Annotated in this window: 16 protein-coding genes and 1 other annotated feature; of the genes, 15 read left to right on the top strand and 1 reads right to left on the bottom strand. The window is 38.9% G+C overall.

Annotated features, from left to right (window positions below; all coding sequences use genetic code 11):
- From PHP06_04135 to rsmI, 6 genes are all read left to right on the top strand, one after another.
- A partial coding sequence (locus PHP06_04135) for an SH3 domain-containing protein (protein ID MDD3839744.1) occupies nucleotides 1-591 on the top strand: 591 nt, incomplete at its 5' end.
- A 171-nt stretch (nucleotides 592-762) separates the two neighbouring features.
- Entirely contained in the window at nucleotides 763-2,514 is a 1,752-nt protein-coding gene (locus PHP06_04130; GenBank protein MDD3839743.1) for a methyl-accepting chemotaxis protein, read from the top strand.
- A 136-nt stretch (nucleotides 2,515-2,650) separates the two neighbouring features.
- Nucleotides 2,651-3,343, top strand: a complete 693-nt coding sequence (locus PHP06_04125) for a cytochrome c biogenesis protein CcdA (protein ID MDD3839742.1) — start codon at nucleotides 2,651-2,653, stop codon at nucleotides 3,341-3,343.
- Between the two features lie 29 nt (nucleotides 3,344-3,372).
- Nucleotides 3,373-3,948 carry a TlpA disulfide reductase family protein gene (locus tag PHP06_04120; protein MDD3839741.1) on the top strand — a complete coding sequence of 192 codons (576 nt, stop codon included), beginning with the start codon at nucleotides 3,373-3,375 and terminating at the stop codon, nucleotides 3,946-3,948.
- 22 nt (nucleotides 3,949-3,970) lie between these two features.
- Nucleotides 3,971-4,720, top strand: coding sequence for a tRNA1(Val) (adenine(37)-N6)-methyltransferase (locus PHP06_04115; GenBank protein ID MDD3839740.1), 750 nt, complete (start codon nucleotides 3,971-3,973; stop codon nucleotides 4,718-4,720).
- Nucleotides 4,717-5,562, top strand: coding sequence for a 16S rRNA (cytidine(1402)-2'-O)-methyltransferase (rsmI, locus tag PHP06_04110; GenBank protein MDD3839739.1), 846 nt, complete (start codon nucleotides 4,717-4,719; stop codon nucleotides 5,560-5,562). Before PHP06_04115 ends, rsmI begins: the two co-directional genes overlap by 4 nt.
- 71 nt (nucleotides 5,563-5,633) lie before the next feature.
- Here rsmI and PHP06_04105 read toward each other — a convergent pair whose 3' ends face one another.
- Nucleotides 5,634-5,879, bottom strand: coding sequence for an AbrB/MazE/SpoVT family DNA-binding domain-containing protein (locus PHP06_04105; GenBank protein MDD3839738.1), 246 nt, complete (start codon nucleotides 5,877-5,879; stop codon nucleotides 5,634-5,636).
- A gap of 371 nt (nucleotides 5,880-6,250) precedes the next feature.
- On the opposite strand from PHP06_04105, the gene PHP06_04100 reads away from it, so the two are divergent.
- From PHP06_04100 to PHP06_04060, 9 genes are all read left to right on the top strand, one after another.
- Nucleotides 6,251-6,832, top strand: a complete 582-nt coding sequence (locus tag PHP06_04100) for a nucleoside recognition domain-containing protein (protein ID MDD3839737.1) — start codon at nucleotides 6,251-6,253, stop codon at nucleotides 6,830-6,832.
- A 4-nt stretch (nucleotides 6,833-6,836) separates the two neighbouring features.
- Nucleotides 6,837-7,370 (top strand): spore maturation protein, encoded by a 534-nt coding sequence (locus tag PHP06_04095; GenBank protein MDD3839736.1) that lies wholly within the window; start codon nucleotides 6,837-6,839, stop codon nucleotides 7,368-7,370.
- A 52-nt stretch (nucleotides 7,371-7,422) separates the two neighbouring features.
- Nucleotides 7,423-7,671 (top strand) — a binding site (T-box leader).
- Between the two features lie 53 nt (nucleotides 7,672-7,724).
- A complete protein-coding gene (gene metG / locus PHP06_04090; protein ID MDD3839735.1) occupies nucleotides 7,725-9,671 on the top strand; it encodes a methionine--tRNA ligase in 1,947 nt (648 codons plus the stop codon).
- A gap of 11 nt (nucleotides 9,672-9,682) precedes the next feature.
- Nucleotides 9,683-10,453 (top strand): TatD family hydrolase, encoded by a 771-nt coding sequence (locus PHP06_04085; GenBank protein MDD3839734.1) that lies wholly within the window; start codon nucleotides 9,683-9,685, stop codon nucleotides 10,451-10,453.
- Between the two features lie 64 nt (nucleotides 10,454-10,517).
- Nucleotides 10,518-10,808 (top strand): hypothetical protein, encoded by a 291-nt coding sequence (locus PHP06_04080; GenBank protein MDD3839733.1) that lies wholly within the window; start codon nucleotides 10,518-10,520, stop codon nucleotides 10,806-10,808.
- A 193-nt stretch (nucleotides 10,809-11,001) separates the two neighbouring features.
- Entirely contained in the window at nucleotides 11,002-12,030 is a 1,029-nt protein-coding gene (locus tag PHP06_04075; protein MDD3839732.1) for a ubiquitin-like domain-containing protein, read from the top strand.
- A 61-nt stretch (nucleotides 12,031-12,091) separates the two neighbouring features.
- Nucleotides 12,092-12,967: a 16S rRNA (adenine(1518)-N(6)/adenine(1519)-N(6))-dimethyltransferase RsmA gene (gene rsmA / locus PHP06_04070; protein MDD3839731.1), complete on the top strand. Its 876-nt coding sequence runs from the start codon at nucleotides 12,092-12,094 to the stop codon at nucleotides 12,965-12,967.
- 87 nt (nucleotides 12,968-13,054) lie between these two features.
- Complete coding sequence (locus PHP06_04065; GenBank protein MDD3839730.1) at nucleotides 13,055-14,383, top strand: hypothetical protein; 1,329 nt, start codon at nucleotides 13,055-13,057, stop codon at nucleotides 14,381-14,383.
- A complete protein-coding gene (locus PHP06_04060) occupies nucleotides 14,380-14,748 on the top strand; it encodes a prepilin-type N-terminal cleavage/methylation domain-containing protein (protein ID MDD3839729.1) in 369 nt (122 codons plus the stop codon). Before PHP06_04065 ends, PHP06_04060 begins: the two co-directional genes overlap by 4 nt.
- Nucleotides 14,749-14,754: the final 6 nt, after the last annotated feature.

The raw sequence follows: 14,754 nt of genomic DNA, 5'->3' as shown, positions 1-14,754 counted from the left end.
ATAAACAATAAAGCAGATATGTTTTTATCCATACATAGCGATGCAGCTACTCCTACTGGAGTAACCACTAATAGCAATTTGCCATTAAGAGTAAGAAGCGGTCCAGGAACAAATTATAGTGAAGTAGGAAAATTATCTGGAGGCACTCCCGTATCCATATACTCTATCGAGGATGGTTGGTATAAAATCGGTGCAAAGAGGTATGTAAGTGGGGAATATGTTAAAATAACCAGTGTGGCAGGCGGAGTGACTGTATTCCATTCCATCAATAGAACCGCCGATGTAGGCAAAAATGTTGCAGATAGACTAGGACGTGTAGTAGCTAGTGCAATGGGGATAAATTTTAGAGGTGCTAAAACCAGACCAAGTACAGAAAGACCAGGATTTGATTATTATACAGTGATAGACAGAGCGGCAAATCACGCAGGATTGGAAGAGGATTCAACTTTATACGAGGTACCTTATGTATTCTTGATAGAACGTGGATTTCATACCAATCCTAAAGAAGAGCAATTGTTGCTCGATGATGCAGTTATGCGGAGGACAGCCAAGGCACTAGCAGATGAAATAAAGAGCATATTAATAGACTAATCATCAACACCTCGAAACATAGTCCGCCCAACTTGGGAGGACTATGTTTTTGTATACCTTTAAAAAATTTGTAAAAATTTATAAGGTTAAAAAAGGGAATTCAGGAAATATGTCGAACTTAAATAAAGGGGGAACAAAGGAGAAGGCTTTTAGAGAAGGAGGACGTTTTATATGGTAAAACTGGGTAAAGGGAGGTTCAACTTTAGTTTTGAAAAGTTGAAGAGCAAAACCAAAAAATCTAATGGTTCGATAAAAGCCAAACTAACAGCTGCATTTCTGGTAGTCACTCTCTTGATTACAACATTGTCTATTATAACCTATGTTTTTTATAGGGGAGCTATAAAAGATTATGACCATATTATGGAAAATCTCATTATAGCAAATGAAGTGCCTGAGAAGGCTGAGCAATTATATAAAGATACTCGGGAATATATACTTCAACCATCGGAAGAAGGCAGGAACAATGTAGAAAAAGGGATAGACCAGCTTATCCCAATAGCAGAAAAGGTTAGGGATAACACATTAGTGCAAAACAAAGAGAGCAAGACAATGGCTAGAGGTATTGTCAATCTGATGAAGAGATTTAAAGATGGAACGATAAAAGCCATGGATTTCAGAGATGATGACAATTTTTCAGGCGCAGTGGAAAACCTGGATCAGGTTAAAAAAGTATCAGGATTTATAGACGACAATATTAGAAACTATATAGCAAGTGAATTGGATTACGGCATAGAGATTAGACAGAATATCAATAAAAAGAGCAATTTGTTGGGGATTTGCATTGTAATACTCATACCTGTATTTGCGATAGCCAGCATTTTGTTCGGAATTCGTTATTCAAAATCCATCACAGATGCGTTGACTAAAATAGCTAACTCATCAGAAATGATAGCTGATGGAGATTTAACCACAGAAGATATACAAGTAAAAACAGGTGATGAGTTGTCTGTACTTGCCCAATCATTTAACAAGATGGCTGACAATTTAAGAGATCTTATAAATAGTATAAGAGATAGCAGTTCTCAGGTTGCCGCCTCTTCACAGCAATTGACTGCCAGTGCTGAACAGGGCAGCGAGGCAAGTGAACAGATAGCAACTACTGTACAACAGATGGCCAGTGGTGCGGTAGAACAATCGGAAAAGACCGGCAATGCGGCAGAAAATATCAGCCACATGGTAAAAGGTTCAGGCCAAATAGAGCAGAGATCCAAGGAGATAACAGATTCAGCAGGGAAAGCACTAAAAGCCGCCGATAGCGGAGATAAAAGGACCAAGATACTGATAGAACAGATGAATACTATAAAAGAGAAAATAGATTTTACAGCACAAGCTCTAGAAGAGCTGAATAAAAAGTCTATGGACATTGGTGAAATCATTTATGTAATAGGCAATATAGCTGAACAAACCAATCTTTTGTCTCTAAATGCGTCTATAGAGGCCGCTCGGGCCGGAGAACATGGAAGAGGTTTTGCAGTGGTGGCTCAAGAGGTTAGAAAGCTTGCAGAAGGTTCAAGACAATCTGCCGAGAAGATATCCGATCTTGTAAAAGAGATACAGTCGGATACAAAGAGAGTCAGCTCGAGTATGCAGGAAGGCGTACAGGAGATACAGGAAGGAGAAAAGGCAGCAGAAGATGTTGCAGGTTCATTTAAAGAGATAAATGCAACCTTTGGGGATGTAGATGCAGAAGTAAAGGAGATATCCAAAGAGATAGAACAGATGGTAGAGCAATTGAACGATGTGGATGAGATTGTGAGCAATATCGCCGTTATTTCAAAACAATTCTCTACAGGAAGTCAGGAAGTATCCGCAGCAGTAGAGGAACAGACTGCAGGATTACAGGAGATAGTATCCTCGGCCAGTGTGCTTTCGGATATGGCTGCAGAGCTCCAGAACATCGTGGATAAATTTAAGGTAGAATAAAATATTAAAAAGATAAAAAGGCGAGGGAATTATAATTGAACCCTCGTTTTTTTGTTGACTTTTTTGTTTTATATATAGTCCCCGGGGGTATATTAAATGAATAACGCATAAAATAGATTGGAGGCAGGTGTTGCATATGAATACGGATATATCAGCCATAATTGTGTTTATACAAGGGATAATATCATTTCTATCACCTTGCGTACTTCCCTTGATACCAGTATATATAGTTTATCTCGCAGGCAATATGGAGGTATCAGGTGCAAAAAGGAAAAATACTTTGCTGATCAATTCTATAGCATTTATAGCAGGTTTTACCGTAATTTTTATTTTGATGGGGGCTACTGCAGGGATGATAGGTGCTTTTCTAACTAGACACAATGAGATAATAAGGAAAATAGGGGCAATAGTAATCATCATATTAGGGATACATCAGACCGGTATTATAAATATAAAGTTTCTCAATTACGAAAAAAGGGCTGATGCCTCCATAGGCAATACTGCTCCTAAAGTTACAAAGTCGTTGTTGATAGGGATGGCATTTAGCTTTGGTTGGACCCCGTGTATAGGACCTATATTATCATCAGTCCTGATACTGGCTGGGAATCAGGCAACAGTAGTTAGAGGAGCATTTTTGCTTTTTATATATTCCATGGGGATGGCAATACCCTTTTTTATAATAACTTTTATATTAGGTACTGCATCTTCTAGAATGAAGAGCATGTATAGATATATGGATACAATCAAGTTTATAAGCGGAATACTTTTGATAGTTTTAGGAATAATGGTTTATACCAATTATTTTTTCCGGCTGGCATCAATAGGATGATAAAAAAACGAAAGGAAGGTTAATACATCATGTTTAAAAAGCCTTATAATATCTTTATCTTAATTATTGTTTTATCTTTATTATTGACGATTTTATCTTCATGTGGCGGCAGTCAAAAGCTAGAGGGTGAAATAGCTGAAGATGATGCAGTTGACAATGAAAATGAGTCGGCAGACCAACAACCAAATAAGACGCAAGCCCCTGATTTTGAATTGACAACCCTAGAAGGGGAGGTAGTTAAATTATCTGATTATAGGGGTAAGGTAGTAATGCTGAATTTTTGGGCTACATGGTGCGGATATTGTACAGTGGAAATGCCTGAGATACAGCAGGCCCATGAGAAATACCAGCAAGATTTGCAGGTGTTGGCAGTCAACCTGACCACATCAGAAAAGAATGGGGTTCAGGACGTTGTTGATTATATTGACAAAGAAGGTTATACTTTTACTGTACCCCTTGATGAACAAGGTGTATCTACAACTATGTATGGTGTTAGGGGTATCCCTGTTACCTACTTTATAGATAAGCAGGGATATGTGGCTTTTTCACATCCCGGCCCCATGACAAAAGAACAGATAGAGAAGTATATACAATCTCTTTTGTAATACCCGATAAATGGAGGATTTAATGGATATAGAGCTTGAACGTAATGAAAGAATAGATGATCTACAGTTAAAAGGTCTGAAGATAATCCAAAACAAAGATTTTTTTTGTTTTGGGATGGATGCTGTGCTTTTGTCAGCCTATGCGTATGTGAGACGGGACGATTTGGTAGCTGATCTAGGTACAGGAACAGGCATAATTCCTTTACTGCTGTCCGGCAGAACCCAGGCAGCTCGGATAGTAGGGGTGGAGATTCAACAACAGGTAGCACAGATGGCCAAGCGGAGTGTAAAGTTAAACGATATAGATGACAGGATAGAGATTATAAATTATGATATAAAAAAGATACAAGATGTGCTGGAGAAGGCATCTTTTGATGCGGTGGTATCAAATCCTCCTTACAAGCCTGTTGGAAGGGGTAAGATAAACCCTAATAAAGCAAAGGCAATATCAAAACACGAGATAGAATGTACAATACAGGATACAATAAAGGCAGCAGATTATCTGTTGAAACCGGGAGGCAGATTTTATATTGTATACAGGCCGGACAGGATGGTAGATGCACTTTACTGCATGAGAAACATGCGTATAGAGCCAAAGAGGATGAAGATGGTACATTCTTTTGTTTCCAAGCCTCCAAAGCTGGTTTTGATAGAAGGGGTAAAACATTCAAAGCCTGACTTTAAACTGGAATGTCCTCTATATATCTATAAGGATGATGGAGAATATACTGAGGATATAATAAATATCTATCAAAAAGGTGAACAGCTATGACGCAAAATGTGGGTGAATTATTTATATGCGGTACACCTATAGGCAACTTAGACGATATTACCTTTAATCTTATAAAGGTATTGAAAAAGGTGGATATAGTGGCCGCGGAAGATACCAGAAGGACGATAAAATTATTGAACCATCTGGATATAAAAAAGAAGTTGGTCAGCTATCACCAACACAATGAAACAGAAAGTGGAAGAAATCTTATAGAACAGATGAAATCAGGGAAAAACGTAGCCCTAGTATCTGATGCAGGTATGCCGGGTATTTCTGATCCTGGACAACAGCTTATAAGGCTGGCTGTAGAAAATTCCATCAAAGTGTCGGTGATATCAGGGCCTACAGCTTTGATAAATGCACTATTATTATCAGGATTGCCTGCCGACAAGTTTGTGTTCGAAGGATTTTTGCCTTCTGCTAAAAATGATAGGCGAAAGAGGCTAGAAGAGATAGGTCAAGAGCAACGCACCATTATATTTTACGAGGCTCCCCACAGGTTGTGCGCAATGCTGGAAGATGTTTGGGAGGTATTGGGAGATAGGAAGGTTGCAGTTGCAAAGGAACTTACCAAATTACATGAGCAGGTATACAGGGGCAGCATATCGGATGCCGTTAAACATTTCAGCCAAGACGGGATAAGAGGCGAATTTGTAATAGTTGTGGAGGGTGCTCCACAAGAAATGCAGCAGCAACAATTTGATGTGGATATCAGTATAAAAGAGCATATCACCCTGTATTTGAATAGAGGCCTGACAAAAAAGGATGCCATAAAGGCGGTGGCAAAGGATAGGGATATACCAAAAAGGGAAGTTTATAAGCATAGTATAGATATGAACTAGATATTTTAAAGGCTATATAAGGGTGCAAAACCGGGAGGTTGGTTAAACTTCCCGGTTTTGACATTCTGCATTTACTTTGTTTCGCTAATATTTTGCAGACAATTTTTGCAGATATTCTTTCCTTTATAAGTTTCAATATCCCTGGCATTTCCGCAGAATATGCAGGCTGGTTCATACTTTTTTAGTATAATGTGTTCATTATCTACATATATTTCTAGAGCATCTTTTTCTGCTATGTTTAACGTACGTCTCAGCTCTATAGGGATGACAACTCTTCCTAGCTCATCTACCTTTCTAACTATACCAGTTGACTTCATCATGTTTTTTCCACCTTTCTCAACAAGATTCGACATTATTTTGTATAATTTTATTCTACCAACAATGGTAATTAAAGTCAATACTAAAATTAAAAAAAATAGCAGCAATTGTAAAAAATCTGTAAAAGTTACGAAATATTGATTTTTCATAGCACTATTATATAGATATTCTGTCCATATATTTGCTTTTCATTTCAGTATTTATATCAGTTCTAAAAACTATCAATTTAAACATATTCTTATTATATATAGGTATCTTTTACTTACCTAAAATATTAAATTTTCTGAAACTTTCTTATGTCAGACATAAAAAGTTAATTCGATGTTTATTTTGTTATATAATAAATTATTTTATGCGAGGAATGATAATATTGGTTAATAAAATATGGTTTGCCATGATAGTCATCAGCATAGCGATTGCATTTATGAATGGTGATGTGGATAAAATAACCGGGGCTACTTTGGATGGAGGTAAATTTGCCCTTGAATTGTCTGTCAATCTGATGGTTGTGATGGGGGTTTGGCTGGGACTTATGAATGTGGCAAAAAAATCAGGTTTGATGGATAAGATATCTGATAAGATGAGGCCGGTTATATGCTTTTTATTTCCTGATATTCCCAAAGGACACCCTGCAATAGGTTCTATATCGGCAAATATAATTGCCAATATGATGGGTTTGGGAAATGCTGCTACTCCCATAGGTATAAAAGCCATGAAGGATATGCAAAGTCTCAACCAACAAAAACATACTGCTACACATTCTATGTGCATGTTTTTGGTGATAAATACTTCTTCTGTTCAGCTGATACCTGCCACTGTTATTGCCATAAGAAGTTCTGCCGGTTCTGCCAACCCTCAGGATATAATAGGCACTGCCCTTGCTGCAACTATATGTTCTACGATAGCAGGAGTTGCAGCGGCAAAATTGTTGCACAGGTTTGACAGGGTGTAAGCTTATGGCTGAATTTATTTCTGCTATTTCAAGCTGGGCTATACCTGCTATCATTTTAGTCATATTGATCTACGGGATTGTTAAGGATGTAAAAGTTTATGAAGCTTTTATAGAAGGAGCGAAGGAAGGTATTATGACAGCTGTAAAGGTGATTCCCTATTTGATGGCTATGATAATAGCTATCACCATGTTTAAAGAGTCAGGTGCTATGAATCTTTTGATATTTGCATTGACCCCTATAGCCAAACTTATAGGAATTCCTTCTGAAGTGTTGCCCCTAGCGGTTATGCGTCCTTTGTCCGGCAGTGCATCTTTGGGGATGGTGGCGGACATAATAAAAAATTATGGTGCAGATTCATCGGTGGGAAGAATAGCGTCTACCATGATGGGATCCACGGAGACTATATTTTATACCTTGGCAGTATACTTCGGAGCAGTGGGAATAAGAAATTCCAGATATACATTAAAAGCCGCATTAATTGCGGATATTGTAGGTGTTATAGCCTCTGTATGGATATGCACCCTAGTTTTTGGATAAATGCTTGACAAAAGGGGGAAAATTATATATAGTGATTTATAATAAATATCATGAAAAGGTAGTGAAGGGAAGAGTAGGCCTGTCTAAAGGTTGTACAGAGAGCCGGAGTTAGGTGAAAGCCGGTAGCTGGAGGATATGCTGAATATGGCCCCGGAACTGTGAAGCTGAGTCGTAGGATTAGGTTTCAACGGATTTGTATCCGTTATACATACAAGGTGATGAATGTCACTTAAAGAGGTTGCCGGTGTGAATCGGCAGCGAACTAGGGTGGTACCGTGAATACAAGTCCTTCGCCCCTATATATTTTATAGGTGGGAAGGACTTTTTTAATATAAATTTATGGGAGGAATAACGATGGAGCAAAAAAACACATTCTATATTACTACGCCTATCTACTATCCAAGTGATAAATTGCACATAGGGCATTCTTATACTACTGTAGCAGCAGATGCAATGGCTAGATTTAAGAGACTGTTAGGATATGATGTAAAGTTTTTAACAGGAACAGATGAGCACGGACAAAAGATAGAGAGAATAGCCAAGGAAAATGGCGTTACACCCAAAGAGTATGTGGATAAAATAGTTGAAGGTATAAACCGGTTGTGGGATCTTTTAGGTATATCAAATGACCAATTTATAAGAACCACTGATGGACAGCATAAAGAAATTGTACAAAAGATATTCAAAAAGTTATACGATCAGGGGGATATATATAAGGATGAATATGAAGGATGGTATTGTACTCCCTGCGAATCTTTCTGGACTCAAACACAGCTGGAGGATGGGAAATGCCCCGACTGTGGAAGGGATGTGGAGCTGGTAAAGGAAGAGAGTTATTTCTTCAGGCTCTCCAAGTATCAGGATAGGCTTATAAAACACATACAGGACCATCCTGATTTTATACAGCCCCAGTCCAGGCAAAATGAGATGATAAACAATTTCCTAAAGCCGGGCTTGGAAGACTTATGTGTATCCAGGACTTCCTTTAAATGGGGAATACCTGTTACCTTTGATGAAAAACATGTTATATATGTATGGATAGATGCACTTTCCAATTATATTACTGCTCTAGGGTATCTTACAGATGATGATTCGGAGTTTAAAAAATACTGGCCGGCAGATATACATCTTGTGGGAAAAGAGATAATAAGATTTCATACGATAATATGGCCTGCTATGCTGATGGCACTGGACTTGGAACTTCCTAAAAAGGTGTTTGGTCATGGATGGCTGATATTAGAAGGTGGCAAGATGTCCAAGTCCAAGGGCAATGTGGTGGATCCGGTAGTCTTAGTTGATAGATACGGTGTGGATGCCATCAGATATTTTCTTTTGAGAGAGGTGCCTTTCGGTTCTGATGGAGTGTTTTCCAATGAAGCCTTGATAAACAGGATAAACTCGGATTTAGCAAACGATTTGGGCAACCTTTTAAACAGGACCATCGCCATGGTGGATAAGTATTTTGACGGGGTGGTGCCCCAGCCGGAGGAGGATGAACAGCAGGTAGACAAGGAGCTCAAAAGTCTTGCAGGGGATACTGTGGCCAATGTAGAAGAATTGATGGATAAACTGCTGTTTAGCGATGCTTTGAGTGATATATGGAAGTTTATAGGCAGAACTAACAAATATATAGATCAGACAATGCCCTGGGCCCTTGCAAAGGATGAGAAAAACAAGGGTAGACTGGGTACTGTAATGTATAATCTATGCGAATGTATCAGGATGGTTTCGGTATTGATACAGCCCTTCATGCCTAATACGCCCTTTAATATATGGGAACAGCTAGGGATACAACAAGGACCGTTTACTGAATGGGATAGTATAAAAAGCTTTGGGGCATTTCCGGCAGGGAACAAGGTAAAACGTGGGCAGGCAATATTTCCAAGGCTGGATGTTGAAAAGGAATTAAAAGCGATGGAAAAGGTTACTGAAAAAGTTGCAAAGCCGGAAAATAAAAAGGATGAGCCCAAGATTAAGGATGAAATAACTATAGAGGACTTTGAAAAGTTGGATTTAAGAGTGGCAGAAGTTGTAGCTGCTGAAAAGGTGAAAGGTGCTGATAAGCTGCTCAAGCTGCAATTAAAGCTGGGAGATGAGAAAAGACAGGTGGTATCAGGGATAGCAGAGCACTATACCCCTCAAGATATAGTGGGCAAACGGGTTATATTGGTGGCTAACTTAAAGCCGGTAAAGCTTAGAGGCATATTATCTGAAGGTATGATACTGGCTGCTTCCGATGAAAACATATTGTCATTGGGAACAGTGGATCGTCCTATAGATAGCGGTACTACCGTGAGCTAGGAGGCAAAATTATGCTTTTTGACAGTCATGCACATTTAGAAGATGATAGGTTCAGTTCAGATTTAGAAGATGTAATAAAAGATATACTTGAATGGGGAGTGTCCAATGTTATAAACGTGGGTTCTGACATTGCTACTTCCAAAAAGTCTGTATCCATCGCTCAAGCCTATGATTTTATATTTGCCGCCGTAGGGATACACCCTCATGAGGTGGCTGATATGAGGGATCAAGATATGCTCACATTGCAAAAAATGGCCTCTGAACAAAAGGTAGTTGCTATTGGAGAGATAGGGCTGGACTATTATTATGATCTATCTCCCCGTCAGGTTCAAAAAGAGCGGTTTGTTGAACAATTAAACCTTGCAAAAGATTTGAATATGCCTTTTATAATACATGACAGGGATGCCCACCAGGATATCCTCAACATACTCAGGCAAAACAGGCCCTTCCCATCAGGTGGAGTTATGCACTGCTATTCCGCTGATTGGGAGATGGCAAAAGAGGTATTGGATATGGGGCTGTACATATCTTTTACGGGTACAATCACCTTTAAAAAAGCAGGGGATTTACCGGAAGTGGTTAAAAAGATGCCTATCCAACGCATGCTTATAGAAACTGATTGTCCTTATTTAGCACCGGTACCCTATAGAGGTAAGAGGAATTTTCCCGGATATGTAAAATATGTGGCACAAAAGATTGCTGAATTGAGAGATATGGACTTTGAAGAGGTAGCCTGTATCACATCGGATAATGCTAAAAAGTTATTTGGAATAAATAAATAATCACTTTTGTTGATTTCCTTCATATTATATTATTGAAAACCTTATAATATGAGGAGGAATAGACGTGGATGATAGAAAGTACCCACCTAAAGACGACATGATGGATGATTGGATGCACTGCCCGGCTAAGCCTAAACCTGGATGTCCGCCAATGCCGGAATGCGGTCCTGGGCCAGGTCCGGGTCCGGGTTATGGTTACGGCATGTGTCCTTTCATCGTAGCTATGAAATGCATTATACCTATGATTAAACCTTACTGTTCAGACTACCCCATGATGCACCCGGCTATGTACCCTATGATGCCTAAAGGAATGCCTTGTATGGATTATTTAGAAGATCGTCAGCAAGAAGAATAAAATTAGTGCACTTTAAGTGCGCTAATTTTTTGCATATAAAAGGTTTAAAGATATTAAACTTGGGCATAATATTAAAAATGTATGCATAAATATTAAGAAAATATTAAGAAAACATTTGACAACGTAAAAGAAATGTAATAAAATAATCTAGCAACTCCCGATGCTCCAAATTTAATTTTTAGGAGGGTTAAAGATGGAGTCTAGTACAGAGGGTGTCCAAGGGAGCAAGTTGATTAAAGCTCTGATAATCACCCTTATAGTGGTTACTTTGATATCTGCCTTTATCATTATAACTTTGAAGAATGCAAAGAAAGAAGTAGAAGTTGTAGATAACGGTCAGAGCATTCAGGTAACAACGACTGAAAAAACTGTGGAGGATCTGATTGGCAGTCTTGATATTGAATTAAAACCTGGCGATCGCGTAGTTCCTTCCATGAGTACAGAACTGGAAGATAGTACTAGAGTACAAATAATAAGAGCAAAAGAAGTGGAAATAACAGCGGATGGCGAGACGTTTAAAATATATTCTACTGAGGATACTGTATCCGAAACATTAAAACAGGCAAATGTGGAGCTCAGCGACATGGATAAAGTGAATATGGCATTGGATGCTAGAGTGTACAATGGCTGTAACATCCAAGTTGTCAGAGTTACACAGGAAGAATTGAAAGACCATGAATCTATAGGATATAAGGTTGTTGTAAAGAAAAATACATCCATGGATAAAGGAGACACAAAGGTTATCCAAAAGGGAGAAGAAGGTAAGCTGGAGAGAAGATATTTGGTAACTTACGAAGATGGAGTAGCGGTTGATCGGGAGCTTATTTCAGAGCAAGTTGTAGCAAAGCCGGTTGATAGAATAGTCGAGGAAGGTACCATAGAAACCTTCTATACATCCAGGGGAGAAAAGGTAAGATACGATAGATCAATTACAATGGTTGCTACTGCTTATACTGCAGGCAAAGAGAGCACCGGCAAGAGTTCGGGAGATAGTGGATATGGTAGAACGAGTACCGGGATGAGAGTAAGACACGGAGTAGTTGCAGTAGATCCTAGGGTCATAAGGTTGGGTACAAGACTTTATATATCCGGTTATGGATTTGCGATTGCTGCAGATACCGGGGGTGCAATCAAAGGAAATAGGATCGACCTGTATATGGATAGCCTGAGCAAGGCCAGATCTTTTGGTAGAAAGAAAGTAGAAGTTTATATTCTGAGATAGATAAAAACCAGGGTATCGCCCCTGGTTTTTATCTGTTTATATGGAAGAGGGGGTAAAAATAATGGAAAAGCTTACTTCGCCAAGTGTGATAACAGATATATCCAGAAAATTTGATTTTAAATTTTCTAAGGTTTTGGGGCAGAATTTTCTCATCGACCAAAATATATTGAACAAGATAATTCAAAGTTCTGGTATAACCAGGCATGACTATGTTCTTGAGATAGGCCCTGGGATAGGAACACTGACACAAGCTATTGCACAAAAGGCCAAAAAGGTAGTTGTAGTGGAGATAGACAAAAGTTTATTGCCTGTTTTGAACTATACACTGGCTGATTACCATAATGTTTGTATAATAAATGATGATATATTGAAAGCAGATCTGCAGGATATAATAAAACATCAATTTGACAGCCATTCTTTTAAGGTGGTAGCCAATCTTCCTTATTACATAACAACCCCTATAATAATGAGGTTGCTGGAGGAAGGTTATGATATAGAAAGTATGACGGTGATGATGCAAAAAGAAGTGGCGGACAGGCTCAAGGCAAATCCCGGGAGCAAGGATTATGGTACCATATCAGTGGCAGTTCAATCCTACGCACAAGTTGACATCGCTTTCACAGTTCCACCTGATGTTTTTATGCCTAAACCCAAGGTGGGCTCTGCATTGGTAAAGCTAGAAGTATTGGACAAGCCGCTGGTTGAGAAGGATAACAGACAGGCCTTTTTTAAGACTGTAAAAGCTGCCTTCTCCCAGAGACGTAAGACATTGATAAATTCACTGCATCGCTCCGGGATATTTGATATAAACAAGGACGAGATGACACAAGTATTGACCCGATCAGGGATAGACCCTTACGCAAGGGCGGAGACATTAGGTATAGAGGAGTTTAAAAGAATTGCATATCAGCTTGAAAGGTATATAATACATCTATGAATGTATTTAATTTTAATAAGTTATATAATATAATAATTATATAACTTATTTGTCGTAAAATGCCGTGTTTTTGGGGGTTTAGGAGGTATGAAAAACCATAAAGATAGAGGATCAGCGTTGATTATAACTGTTCTTGTAAGTTCTATATTTATAATATTTGCATCTGTATTGGCTATTTTAGGTGTGACCGAAGCAAAAAGGACTGAAAGACAGCATGATATAGTTCAGGCGTATTATGTTGCCCGCTCTGGTGCCGATTCAGCTGCTAGCTGGATTATGGGTTTGGATCCCACCCAGCTTTTTAATTTGGACTTTCCGATTTTTTTGTCAGGAAAGCTTTCACAGGATGATTTTAAGGTTGAAATAAGCAAGGATGCAGATGAATTGATCATAGAGTCAACTGGCTTTGTAGGTGAAGTGAGCGATAAGATAGAGTTGGTGATGAAGCCCAGCAGGGTGGAAGATGTGATAACAGGGTTTGATATGGCAGCATTCTCCATGTCCGGTATTAGTATTGGAGGCAGCTCCACCATAATAGGCCCTGTATGTTCAAATTCAAGCAAAGATTCAAGCATAGAGCTGTCAGGGTCTGCTCGTATAGATGGAGATCTTTATGTTGTCCCAGGAGCGGATGCCGATAAAGTGGTGGATTTATCCGGCAGTGCATCCATCCATGGGGATATAAAGGTGTTGAATTCTCCTAGAAGGTATTTGGCGCCTAAATTTCCTGATTTTCCGGAGCACTTGCCTCTGCCTGCCGATGTCTCTCCTGTAGTGGGGGGCAATCTTATAGTAGGAAATTGGCCTCATGAAGAATACACAATAAGCGGGGATTGTAGTTATTCTGGTATCACTGTATCTGGAAATGGCTCCCTTATAATAGAATTAGGTGAGTCGATACGCAGGATAAAGGTAGGGAAACTGGAAATAAATCAGGGAAATATCATTTTAAAAGGCCAAGGAAGGCTGGAACTATATGTGGAAGATAGTTTCAAGATAGGAGGCAGCAGCGCAATCAATGGAGATGGAACCAGTGATCAATTGTTATTGTACTATGCCGGAGATCAGCCTATGAATATAAAGGGTTCTACAAAGGTGGTTGGCAATGTATATATAAAAGAGGCTGCCCTTAATTTAGGCGGTTCCGGAAATATTGTAGGCAACATTGTAACTGGAGGCAAAGATGTAAATATTGGTGGTGGTTCATCGGTGTATGCATCAGCCTTATATGCGCCTTATGCTGATGTAGTTATCAGAAACAGCGGGATCTTCAAAGGAGCGGTGGTAGCCGGGGATGTGAGGGTGCAGGGAGGATCTAGCATTATTTATGATGACTCTGTTTCTGAAGGTATGTTGATACCTGTTGAAGACGGACAAGGCAATTTTTTATCATATGAGAAGGATTATTGGAAATGATTGAGAACAATAAGAAGAGCAACAATAAAATGATATGGGGAAAGGACGGTTTTACCCTCATAGAGGTTATAGTATCGTTATTTATCATAAGCATATTATCCATATTATTGATCGGTTCTTTTGATATAAATACCAGACAAATATTTGGGGCAGGGGAAAAAACGGATATATTGTTTTCTGCTCGGCGGGAAATGGATAATGCTATTGCTGATTCTAATTATGTAGTGTCTGCAGATTCACGCTTAACTATAAGTAAACAAAAAAGGGACATTATAATAGGTGGGGCACAAGTATCAGGAGTGGAAATTCAAGTAAAGCAAAAATCCAATGGGAAGGTAGTGCTAACATCTTTTATCCCTGAATAGATGTTT

The sequence above is a fragment of the Clostridia bacterium genome (genome assembly GCA_028698525.1).
Taxonomy (GTDB): Bacteria; Bacillota; Clostridia; order JAQVDB01; family JAQVDB01; genus JAQVDB01.
The sequence above is the reverse complement of the archived record's forward strand: the minus strand, read 5'-3'. Positions and strand labels throughout refer to the sequence as shown.

Excerpts from the sequence above, each read along its gene's own strand:
- PHP06_04130 (MDD3839743.1), top strand. The coding sequence starts at position 763 with ATGGTAAAACTGGGTAAAGGGAGGTTCAACTTTAGTTTTGAAAAGTTG.
- PHP06_04125 (MDD3839742.1), top strand. The coding sequence starts at position 2,651 with ATGAATACGGATATATCAGCCATAATTGTGTTTATACAAGGGATAATA.
- PHP06_04120 (MDD3839741.1), top strand. The coding sequence starts at position 3,373 with ATGTTTAAAAAGCCTTATAATATCTTTATCTTAATTATTGTTTTATCT.
- PHP06_04115 (MDD3839740.1), top strand. The coding sequence starts at position 3,971 with ATGGATATAGAGCTTGAACGTAATGAAAGAATAGATGATCTACAGTTA.
- rsmI (MDD3839739.1), top strand. The coding sequence starts at position 4,717 with ATGACGCAAAATGTGGGTGAATTATTTATATGCGGTACACCTATAGGC.
- PHP06_04105 (MDD3839738.1), bottom strand. The coding sequence starts at position 5,879 with ATGAAGTCAACTGGTATAGTTAGAAAGGTAGATGAGCTAGGAAGAGTT.
- PHP06_04095 (MDD3839736.1), top strand. The coding sequence starts at position 6,837 with ATGGCTGAATTTATTTCTGCTATTTCAAGCTGGGCTATACCTGCTATC.
- metG (MDD3839735.1), top strand. The coding sequence starts at position 7,725 with ATGGAGCAAAAAAACACATTCTATATTACTACGCCTATCTACTATCCA.
- PHP06_04085 (MDD3839734.1), top strand. The coding sequence starts at position 9,683 with ATGCTTTTTGACAGTCATGCACATTTAGAAGATGATAGGTTCAGTTCA.
- PHP06_04075 (MDD3839732.1), top strand. The coding sequence starts at position 11,002 with ATGGAGTCTAGTACAGAGGGTGTCCAAGGGAGCAAGTTGATTAAAGCT.
- rsmA (MDD3839731.1), top strand. The coding sequence starts at position 12,092 with ATGGAAAAGCTTACTTCGCCAAGTGTGATAACAGATATATCCAGAAAA.
- PHP06_04065 (MDD3839730.1), top strand. The coding sequence starts at position 13,055 with ATGAAAAACCATAAAGATAGAGGATCAGCGTTGATTATAACTGTTCTT.
- PHP06_04060 (MDD3839729.1), top strand. The coding sequence starts at position 14,380 with ATGATTGAGAACAATAAGAAGAGCAACAATAAAATGATATGGGGAAAG.